A 10381-nucleotide genomic window follows, 5' to 3' on the forward strand; every position below is an offset into this window, starting at 1 on the left:
GGCCGTCCGAGGGGGCGGGCGGCCGGGGCTCCGGCGCGTTCATCGTGAAGCTCCTTCGCTGAGCAGCGGACCTGCCGGATCGGGCGGGGACGTACGGCCGGCGCGCAAGGGACTTTGGTCCCTAGGCCCTCCCCCGCGGGGACGGCAGGATGGCCTGGTGAGGTGTACTACGGCGACTGGCCGGATCCGATGACCGCGCGCGAGCTCAGGGAGCTGCCCGAGGCGGAGGCGCTGCGGCTGCTGGCCGGCGTGCCGCTGGGCCGGATCGTCTTCACCCGCCACGCGCTTCCCGCGATCCGGCCGGTGAACCACCTGGTGGCGGGCGGCCACATCGTCATCCGCTCGAACCCGGGCACGATACTCAGCACCGAGGTGGCGCCGGCCGGGGCCGTGGTGGCCTACGAGGCCGACGCTCTCGACATGGAGCGTCACCTGGGCTGGAGCGTCATCGTCACGGGCGTGGCCAGGCTGGTGTCCGATCCCGCCGAGGCGGCGGCCTTCAAGTCCCGCCTGCGGCCCTGGGTGGCCGGGGAGATGGACCAGGTGATCCGCATCAGCCCGGAGATCGTCACCGGCTTCGAGCTCGTCCCCGCCGCCGCTGAGACCGGGGCCGGCTCTCGCTGAGCCGGCCCCTCGGCGTTCAGTGACAGGTCCCCGGCCGGTCGAGCGGCGGGGCGAGCGGCGGGCCGAAGGGGGCCAGGCCGACCTCCTCGGCCGGCGGTCCGGCGAGCGCTAGCTCCGCCACCGCCGCCCGCTCGGACTCCCGCAGTTCGGGCAGCGCCGCGCACAGCGCGTCCAGGACGAACGCGTACGGCGATCCCGCCGTGCGCAGCGCGGTGCGGATGAGCTCCACCCCCTGACGGTGCCTGCGCAGCGGCGCCTCGCCGATCCCCGGCCCGGCCAGCGCGGCGAACTCGCACACCACGGGCAGGAAGTCGGGCAGCTCGCCCTCGGGCGGGGTGAGCCCGGCCGCCCGGTAGGACTGCTTGAGCATGAGCAGGGCCATGCCGCGCCGCCGGGTGTCGCCGTGCAGGTAGTAGGTGAGGTAGAGGCTGGACTTGCGGCGCAGGTCGAAGGTCTGCACGTAGTCGCGGGCCAGCGCCATCGGCTGACGGTCGCAGAACCACCACAGGAACTGCTCCAGCGCCTCGCGCGGATGCCCGGCGGGCAGCGTGGCGACGGCCTGCCGCAGCTCGGGCCGGGCGGCCAGCAGTTCGGCGTCGGGGTACTGCAGCAGCAGCGAGACCAGCCGCAGCAGCGTCGCCCGCGCCTCCGGCGCCTCGACGGCGCCGCCGCCCCGCCTTCTCCCGACCACACGATTCACGACCGAACGATTCATGGCCGGGCGATTCACGACCGGGCGGTTCATGGCCGGGTCTCCTTTCCGGCGAAGAGCTTCAGCCCCATACGTCCGTCGGTCCTGCGCCCGGTCAGCCCGGACGGGTGGAAGCCGCTCATGCCGGGGCCGCCGTCGCCGTCCAGGCTGCAGCCGCCGGTCTGCGCCGACAGGGCGGCGGCGTCCTCGCGGTGCGCGGCCGGCACGACGTAACGCTCCTCGTACTTGGCGATGGCCAGCAGCCGGTACATCTCCTCCATGTCGGCCGCCGTCATGCCGGCCGACTCCAGCAGGTCGCCGGCCACGGTGCCGTCGATCGTGCGCGCCCGCATGTACGCCCGCATCGCCGACAGCTTCATCAGCACGCCCGCCACCACCTCGGTGTCACCGGCGGCGAACACGCTCGCCAGGTACTCCAGCGGGATGCGCAGGTCGGTGATGGCGTGGAAGACGTTGTCCGGGTCGTCGGCGTCCGCGCCGGCCCCGGTGACCGCGTCGAGCACCGGCGACAGCGGCGGGATGTACCAGACCATCGGCAGCGTGCGGTATTCCGGGTGCAGCGGCAGCGCCACCCGGTAGCGCATGGCCAGCCGGTAGATCGGCGACCGCTGGGCGGCGCTGATCCAGTCCTCGCTGATCCCGCCGGCCCGCGCGGCGGCGATCACCTCGGGGTCGTCCGGGTCGAGGAAGACCTTGCGCTGCGCCTCCAGCAGGTCACGCGGGTCCGGCACGCGGGCGGCGTCCAGCACGGCGTCGGCGTCGTAGAGGATCAGGCCGAGGTAGCGCAGCCGGCCGACGCAGGTCTCCGCGCACACGGTGGGCTGGCCGGCCTCGATCCTGGGGAAGCAGAACGTGCACTTCTCGGCCTTGCCGGTGCGGTGGTTGACGTACACCTTCTTGTACGGGCACGACGAGACGCACATGCGCCAGCCGCGGCAGCGCTCCTGGTCCACCAGGACGATGCCGTCCTCCTCCCGCTTGTACATCGCGCCCGACGGGCAGGCGGCGACGCAGGCCGGGTTGAGGCAGTGCTCGCAGATGCGCGGCAGGTGGAACATGAAGGTCCGGTCGAACTCCAGGCGCACCTTCTCGGCCATCGCGGCCAGGTTGGGGTCGCCCGGCGCGTGCTCGTGGGCGCCGCCGAGGTCGTCCTCCCAGTTCGGGCCCCAGGTGATGGCCATGTCCTGGCCGGTGATGGCCGACTTGGGACGGATGACCGGGGTGTGCGGGCCGGCCGGGGCGTTGATCAGGGTGTCGTAGTCGTAGGTGGCGGGCTCGTAGTAGTCGTCCAGGTCGGGCAGGTCCGGGTTGGAGAACAGGCTGAGCAGCCGCTTGACCCGGCCGCCCGCGCGCAGCTTGAGCCGGCCGCGCCGGTCGAGCTGCCAGCCGCCGTGCCAGCGGTCCTGGTCCTCGTACCGCTTGGGGTAGCCGATGCCCGGCTTGGTCTCGACGTTGTTGAACCAGACGTACTCGACGCCCTCGCGGTTCGTCCAGGTCTGCTTGCAGGTCACCGAGCAGGTGTGGCAGCCGATGCACTTGTCCAGGTTCATCACCATGGCGACCTGGGCCATGACTCGCATCAGTACGTCACCTCCTGGCCGCGGCGGCGGATCACCGTGACCTCGTCACGCTGGTTGCCGGTCGGGCCGTAGTAGTTGAAGCCGTAGGTGAACTGCGCGTACCCGCCGATGAGGTGGCTGGGCTTGAGCAGCAGCCGGGTGAGTGAGTTGTGCGTGCCGCCGCGCCGGCCCGACTTCTCGGTCAGCGGGACGTTCACGTTGCGGTCCTTGGCGTGGTACATGTACACGGTCCCGGTGGGCATGCGGGGCGAGACCACCGCCCGGGCGACGACGACGCCGTTGCGGTTGTAGGCCTCGATCCAGTCGTTGTCGCGCACCCCGATCCTGTCGGCGTCGGCCACGCTCATCCAGACGGTCGGGCCGCCGCGCGACAGCGCCAGCATGAACGCGTTGTCCTGGTACTCGGAGTGGATGGACCACTTGGAGTGCGGGGTCAGGTAGCGCACGGTCACCTCGGCCCCGTCGCCGTCGCCCTGCTCGCCGTGGTGCCGGTGCATGTTGAGCGGCGGCCGGTAGGCGGGCAGCTGCTCGCCCAGCTCGATGATCCAGTCGTGGTCGAGGAAGAAGTGCTGGCGTCCGGTGAGGGTGTGCCAGGGTTTGTCGCGTTCGACGTTGATGACGAAGGCCGAATAGCGGCGGCCGCCCGTCTCCGAGCCCGACCACTCCGGCGAGGTGATCACCGGTTGCGGCCGTGACTGGGTGTCGGCGAACGTGATGCGCTTGCCCTCGTGCTCGGCGGCCAGGTCGGCCAGCCGGGTGCCGGTGCGCCGCTCCAGCGTCTCGAAGCCCTGGGTGGACAGCCGGCCGTTGGTCGTGCCGGACATGGCCAGGATGGCCTCGCACATCCGGTCGGCGGTGGCCAGCGAGATCCGGCCGTCGGGGGTGGCGCCGTTCTTGTCGCGCAGGTGGTTCAGCTCGGGCTCGACCTGGTAGGTGATGCCCTTGGTGGTCAGTCCCAGCGTCTCGAACAGCGGGCCGACGGCCCGCATGCGCGCGGCGGTGGCCGGGTAGTCGCGCTCGATCGTGACGATCTTCGGCATGGTCCTGCCGGGGATCGGGTCGCATTCGCCGTGCTTCCAGTCACGCACCCGGCCGCCCGGCTGGGCCAGTTCGTCAGGCGTGTCGTGGGCGAGCGGCACGGCCAGCACGTCGGTGCGCCGGCCCAGGTGCGTCGCGGCCAGTTCGGAGAAGCGGTCGGCCAGGGCGAGGAAGGCGTCGTAGTCGCTGCGGGCCTGCCAGGGCGGGGCGATGGCCGGGTTGAAGGCGTGCACGAACGGGTGCATGTCGGTCGAGGACAGGTCGTGCTTCTCGTACCAGGTGGCGGCCGGGAGCACGATGTCGGAGTACAGCGCGGTGGAGGTCATGCGGAAGTCGATCGCGGTCAGCAGGTCGAGCTTGCCCTCGGCCGGCCGCTCCCGCCAGGTCACCTCGACCGGGCGCGTCCCCTCGGTGTTGCGTGCCTCGGCGTCGGCGCCGAGCAGGTGGCGCAGGAAGTACTCGTTGCCCTTGCCCGACGAGCCGAGCAGGTTGGCCCGCCACACGGTCAGCACGCGCGGGAAGTTGGCCGGGTCGCCCGGGTCCTCGGCGGCGAAGCGCAGCCGGCCCGCCTTCAGCTCCGACACCACGTGGTCGGCGACCGGGATCCCGCGGGCCGCCGCCTCGTCGGCCAGGTCGAGCGGGTTGCGGTCGAAGGTGGGGTACGACGGCAGCCAGCCCAGCCGGGCGGCATGGGCGTTGCAGTCGGCGAACGTCCGGCCCGCGAACAGCCCCTCGCCGAGTGGGCTGGCCAGCTCGTCGGCCTTGATCTGCTCGTAGCGCCACTGCTCGGTGGCCAGGTACCAGAACGCGGTGCCGGCCATGTGCCTGGTGGGCCGCTGCCAGTCGAAGGCGAAGGCCAGGTGCTGGAAGCTCATCACCGGGCGCACCTTCTCCTGCCCGACGTAGTGCGCCCAGCCGCCGCCGTTGACGCCCTGGCAGCCGGTCAGCAGCACCAGGGTCAGGAACGAGCGGTAGATCTGGTCGGAGTGGAACCAGTGGTTGGTGCCCGCGCCCATGGCGATCATCGACCTGCCCCGGGTGCGCTCGGCGTTGCGGGCGAACTCGCGGGCGATCCTGGCGATCGTGGCCGCGGGGACCGAGGTGATCTCCGCCGCCCAGGCCGGGGTGTACGGCTGCGAGGCGTCGTCGTAGCTCGCCGGCCACTCGCCCGGCAGGTCGCGTGCGACGCCGTACTGGGCCATGAGCAGGTCGAACACCGTGGTGACCAGGTGCCCGCCGACCTCGCGCACCGGGACGCCGCGCCGCATGACCGAGCCGCCCTCGGTGGCGCCCTCGTCGAAGCGCGGCAGGTCGATCTCCACCGCGCCGATCTCCACCGCGTCGCCCTTCACCGGGTCGCCGTCGAGCAGGGTCAGCGCCGGGGTCACGCCGTCCAGGTCGAGGTTCCAGCGGCCCTCGCCCTCGGCGCCCCAGCGGAAGCCCAGCGAGCCGTTGGGCACCACGTGGGCGCCGCTCTCCTCGTCCAGCAGGACGGTCTTGAACTGCGCGTTCTCGCTCTCGTCGCCCAGGTCGGCGGCGGTCAGGAAGCGGCGCGGCACGTACGCGTCGCCGCGCCGCTCCAGCGTCACCAGGAACGGCAGGTCCGTGTATTTCCGGACGTAGTCGGTGAAGTACGGGACCTGCCGGTCGCGGAAGAACTCGGTCAGCGTCACGTGGCCCATGGCCATGGCGAGCGCGCCGTCCGTGCCGGGGTGCGGGGCCAGCCAGTCGTCGGCGAACTTGACGTTGTCGGCGTAGTCCGGGCTGACCGCGACGACCTTGGTGCCCTGGTAGCGGGCCTCGGTCATGAAGTGGGCGTCCGGGGTGCGGGTGACCGGGATGTTGGAGCCCCACATGATCAGGTAGCGGGAGTTCCACCAGTCGGCCGACTCCGGCACGTCCGTCTGGTCGCCCCACACCTGGGGCGAGGCGATGGGCAGGTCGGCGTACCAGTCGTAGAACGACAGCAGTGTGCCGCCGATCATCGACAGGAAGCGCGTCCCGGCCGCGAACGACGCCATCGACATCGCCGGGATCGGCGAGAACCCGACCACCCGGTCCGGGCCGTGCTCCTTGATCGTGTGCACGTGGGCGGCGGCCATGATCTCCAGGACCTCGTCCCAGTCGGAGCGGACGAACCCGCCCGTGCCGCGCGCCCGCTTGTACGTCCTGGCCCGCTCCGGGTCGCCGGTCAGCTCCGCCCAGGCCGCGACCGGGTCGCCCAGCCTGGCCTTCGCCTCGCGCCACATCTCCAGCAGCACGCCGCGCACGTACGGGTAGCGCACCCGCGAAGGCGAGTAGGTGTACCAGGAGAAGGAGGCGCCGCGCGGGCAGCCGCGTGGCTCGTACTCGGGCGAGTCCGGGCCCACCGACGGGTAGTCGGTCGCCTGGTGCTCCCAGGTGATCAGGCCGTCCTTGACGAACACCTGCCACGAGCACGAGCCGGTGCAGTTCACGCCGTGGGTGGAGCGCACCACGTTGTCGTGCGCCCACCGGTCGCGGTAGAAGCGGTCCCAGCCGCCGGCGTCCAGCTCGTGCAGGGTGCGGCCGTCGGCGGACACCTCGGCCCGGGTGAAGAACCTGCGGGCGGCGAGCAACGGGCCCATGCCGGGGGTGGTGTCGATGTCAGTCATGGGTGTTTTCCTCGCCACAGCGGTAGCAAACGGACATGGCTCCAGGCTCCCGGGTGGGCGCCTGGTCGCGGCAGGGACCAAAGTCCCTGCTCGCGGGGACCTCAGTCGGAGCCGAGCCACAGGTCGGGGCCGAACACCTCGTAGTGGACGTCGCGGGCCGCCACTCCGGCACGCAGCAGCCGGGCGCGCACGTCCCGCATGAACGGCACCGGGCCGCACAGGTAGGCGACGGCGCCGGCCGGGATCTCGATGCCGTCCAGGTCCATCCGGCCGGCGCGGTCGGGGGCGGCGGCGTCCTGCTCGTACCAGAAGACGCGCTCGTCGGCGAGCCTGCTCATGTCCTCGCGCAGCGCGTGCTCGTCCGGCGACCGGTCGGCGTGCAGCATCAGGACGCGGCGGCGCGCGCCGCCGGCGGCCAGGTGGTCGAGCATCGCCACCATCGGCGTGCAGCCGATGCCCGCGGACGCCAGCACCAGCGGCGCGTCCCCGTCGTCCAGCGTGACCTCGCCGAACGGCGCCGACAGGGTCAGCTCGTCGCCCGGGCGCACGCTCTCGTGCAGCAGGCTCGACACCTCGCCGGCCGGGTCGCCCGCCACCCGCTTGACGGTGATCCTGCGCAGGCCGCCGACGCTGGACAGGGTGTACTGGCGGAGCTGGTGCACGCCGTCGGGCATGCGGACCCGGACGCTGACGTACTGGCCGGGCCTGGCGGGCGGGAGCGGGCCGCCATCTGCTGGGCGCAGCAGGAAGGAGGCCACGTCCCGGGTCTCCTCCTGGCGGGCGACGACCCGCCAGCGCCGCCAGGTCTCGCCGTCGCGCGCGCCGGCCTCGGCGTAGATCCGCGACTCCATCGCGATCAGCGCCCCGGCCATCAGCCAGTACACCTCGTCCCAGGCGGCGGCCACCTCGGGCGTGACGGCCTCGCCGAGCACCTCGGCGATCGCGCCGAACAGGTACTTGTGCACGATCACGTACTGGTCGTCGGTGACGCCGACGGCGGTGTGCTTGTGCGCGATGCGCGCGAGCAGGTGGTCGGGACGCTCGTCGGGGCGTTCGAGCAGCATCGTGGCGAACGAGGCGATGGAGCCGGCCAGGGCCCGGCGCTGCTCGCCGTTGGCCTGGTTACCGCGGTTGAACAGGCCGTCGAGCAGCTCGGGCCGCTCGGAGAACATCGTCTCGTAGAAGCGCGTGGTGATGGCGTCGAGCGAGGCGCCGATCACCGGCAGCGTGGCGCGGACGATCGCGGCTGATTCCGCGGACAACATGGGAGCCTCCCGTTCGATTGTGGGCACGGCCCGTGAACCGACCGGGCCGGGATTTCAGGCTAGGAGCGCGAGCAGGCCGTTCATCGGGCCAAATGTCAGCACTTGACAGGCCGAAAGTCCCAAATCGGGCGAGTGGTCTCGGCGGAGCGCGCGTTGACAGCGCGGCGGGGATGCCCCGACCGTGGTGCTACCCGCGCACGCTCAGCACGAGGAGTTCACCCGCACCGTGACCGGCCATCCCCTCACCGCCGACACCAAGCTCTTCGACCAGTACATCGACCTGCTCGACGGGGTCGTGCACAGCGCGGAGATCCGCACCGCGCTGGAGGAACTCGGGCTGACCGGCTCCGGGCTGCGCATGCGGATGGTGCTCGACGCCGACGCCATCCTGGCCACGGCGCCCCGCGAGTACGCCGCCTACCGCGCGGCCATGGCCGGACGCACGCTGACGGCCACCGGCGAGGGCGTGCTGATCACCCGCCTGCTGCGCTGGATCGGCGCCGGGTTCGCGCTGGCCGGGGCGCTCCTGCTGGCGGCCGGCTGGTTCACCCCGTGGGCGTGGGCCGGTCCCGCGCTGTGGGCCGGGGGCACGCTGCTGGTCGCGGCCGTCCTGGTGGTCGCTGTCAACCGCGGCAAGGACACCGCGGCGGGCACCAGGCTCCTGGGCACCTACCTGGTCGACGGCGCGCTCCACCTGGCGCGGGACGTGCTCGTCGCGGCCGTCGCGGACGATCTCGTGGCCGAGGTGCGCGCCCGGCTGAACGCCGCCCGCGAGGACCGCTTCGGCCACACCATGACGGTCACCACCAGCCCCGGGCTGAGCGAGGTGCACGACCGCTCGTACCACGTGCCGACCGGCGTGGTCACCCAGCTCGACGCGCTGCTCGACGACCTGGCCGGGGCCAGCGTGGGCGTGGCCGGGCCGCGCGGCAGCGGCAAGTCCACCCTGCTGCGCCGCTACTGCGAGGATCTGCCGGGCGGCGGCGTCCGCGAGGACCTGCGCTGCCTGGTCTCGGCGCCGGTCGACTACGTCGCCAGGGACTTCGTGCTGCACCTGTTCAGCGTGTTCTGCCAGAGCACGATCCGCTATTTCCAGGCCGGGATCGCCAACCGGCGGGCCGGCCGCCCGCTGCTGCTCGCCGGTGCGGTCTGGCGGGCCAGGGAGGTCTGGGTGGTGCTGTCGCTCCTGGTGGCGGGCGCGGCGGTGCTGTGGGCGTGGCGCGCGGAGCTGGCCGCCTTCACCGGGCTCGGCACGTCCGTGGTCGCCGTCGCCGCGGCCGTGCTGGGCGCGATCGCGCTGGTCGCCGGGGGTGTCCAGGGCGTGCGGGGCCTGCGCGCGACGCTCCGGGGGTCGGCTCGCCGGCGCGTGCCCGCGCGGGTCGTCGCCCGTGCCAGGCGCCACCTGGACCGCTGCCGCTACCTGCAGACGGTCTCACACGGCTGGACGGGCGGCGCGCAGTTGCCCGTCGCCGGCGCCCAGGCCACCGGCACCAGGACCGTCGCCAGGGCCGAGCAGGTGCTCAGCTACCCGGAGGTGGTCGAGCAGTTCCGCCACTTCGCCCGGCACGTCGCCCGCGTCGTGCACGAGAACGGCGACCGGGTCTGCATCGGCGTGGACGAACTCGACAAGATCGGCTCGCCGGAGCAGGCCGAGCGGTTCCTCAACGAGATCAAGGGCGTGTTCGGGGTTCCGCACGTGTACTTCTTCATCTCGGTCTCCGACGACGCGCTCACCGCGTTCGAGCGGCGCGGGCTGCCGCTGCGTGACACGTTCGACAGCTCCTTCGACGAGATCGTCCGGGTCGGGCCGATGCCGTACGCCGAGTCGCGCCGGCTGCTCCACCGGCGGGTCATCGGGCTGAGCGAGCCGTACGTGGCGCTGTGCCACTGTCTGGCGGGGGGGCTGCCGCGCGATCTGATCAGGGCCGCCCGCCAGGTCATCCAGGCCGCGGGCCGGTCCTGGGACGACTCGGGCGGGTCGGGCGGATCCGGCGGTTCGGCGGGTGCGGCCGGTCGGCCGGGTGCGGCCGGGCAGTTGGGGGTGACGGCCGCGGCGGTGGCCGCCGAGGAGATCAGGCGCAAGGCCGCCGCCGCGAACGCCGCTCTGCGCTCGGTCAACCCGGAGCTGCGGCGCTTCCTGCACGCCGTGGCCAGGACCGGCGCCGCCCCGCGCGCCGCGCTGAAGATCCTGGACGAGCTGCCGCCCGCCACCGCCGACGACCCGCAGGAGGTGTCCGCGGTCCGCCGGGACTTCGCCGCCTACGTGTACTTCTGCGCCACCCTCGAGGACGTCTTCGACGACCGGCTCGACGCCGCCAGGATGACCGCGGCCACCCGGGACGGCGACGGCGGCACCTTCGACGAGCTGGCCGCGGCCAGGTTCGCCTTCACCCAGGACACGCACCTGGCCTGGCACTCGATCACCGCCTTCCGCACCGCCTGGGGCCTGGACGGCCGCACCCTGTCCTGACGCCCGGGCAGGACAGGGTGCGGCCGTCCAGGCCCCAGGCGGTGCGGAAGGCGGTGATC

Annotated in this window: 6 protein-coding genes; 2 read left to right on the top strand and 4 right to left on the bottom strand. The window is 72.7% G+C overall.

Going from position 1 to position 10381, the window contains the following annotated elements:
* Positions 1–162: 162 nt before the first annotated feature.
* The gene (locus HII36_RS50210) at positions 163–624 is read left to right on the top strand and encodes a pyridoxamine 5'-phosphate oxidase family protein (protein ID WP_328808262.1); all 462 of its coding nucleotides are present in this window, start codon (positions 163–165) and stop codon (positions 622–624) included.
* A gap of 16 nt (positions 625–640) precedes the next feature.
* On the opposite strand, the gene narJ is transcribed toward HII36_RS50210, so the two are convergent.
* The 4 genes from narJ to HII36_RS50230 all read right to left on the bottom strand — a co-directional run bounded on the left by narJ (position 641) and on the right by HII36_RS50230 (position 7852).
* Positions 641–1324 carry a nitrate reductase molybdenum cofactor assembly chaperone gene (gene narJ, locus HII36_RS50215; RefSeq protein WP_328808263.1) on the bottom strand — a complete coding sequence of 228 codons (684 nt, stop codon included), beginning with the start codon at positions 1322–1324 and terminating at the stop codon, positions 641–643.
* A 41-nt stretch (positions 1325–1365) separates the two neighbouring features.
* Positions 1366–2916: a nitrate reductase subunit beta gene (narH, locus tag HII36_RS50220; RefSeq protein WP_173530494.1), complete on the bottom strand. Its 1551-nt coding sequence runs from the start codon at positions 2914–2916 to the stop codon at positions 1366–1368.
* Positions 2916–6587 (bottom strand): nitrate reductase subunit alpha, encoded by a 3672-nt coding sequence (locus HII36_RS50225; RefSeq protein WP_173530495.1) that lies wholly within the window; start codon positions 6585–6587, stop codon positions 2916–2918. Before HII36_RS50225 ends, narH begins: the two co-directional genes overlap by 1 nt.
* Before the next feature lie 101 nt (positions 6588–6688).
* Positions 6689–7852: a globin domain-containing protein gene (locus tag HII36_RS50230; protein ID WP_173530496.1), complete on the bottom strand. Its 1164-nt coding sequence runs from the start codon at positions 7850–7852 to the stop codon at positions 6689–6691.
* A 181-nt stretch (positions 7853–8033) separates the two neighbouring features.
* Between HII36_RS50230 and HII36_RS50235 the strand changes: the two genes are divergently transcribed.
* Positions 8034–10322 (top strand): P-loop NTPase family protein, encoded by a 2289-nt coding sequence (locus HII36_RS50235; RefSeq protein WP_173530497.1) that lies wholly within the window; start codon positions 8034–8036, stop codon positions 10320–10322.
* Positions 10323–10381 lie beyond the last annotated feature (59 nt).

The organism is Nonomuraea antri (genome assembly GCF_013283785.1).
Classification (GTDB): Bacteria; Actinomycetota; Actinomycetes; order Streptosporangiales; family Streptosporangiaceae; genus Nonomuraea; species Nonomuraea antri.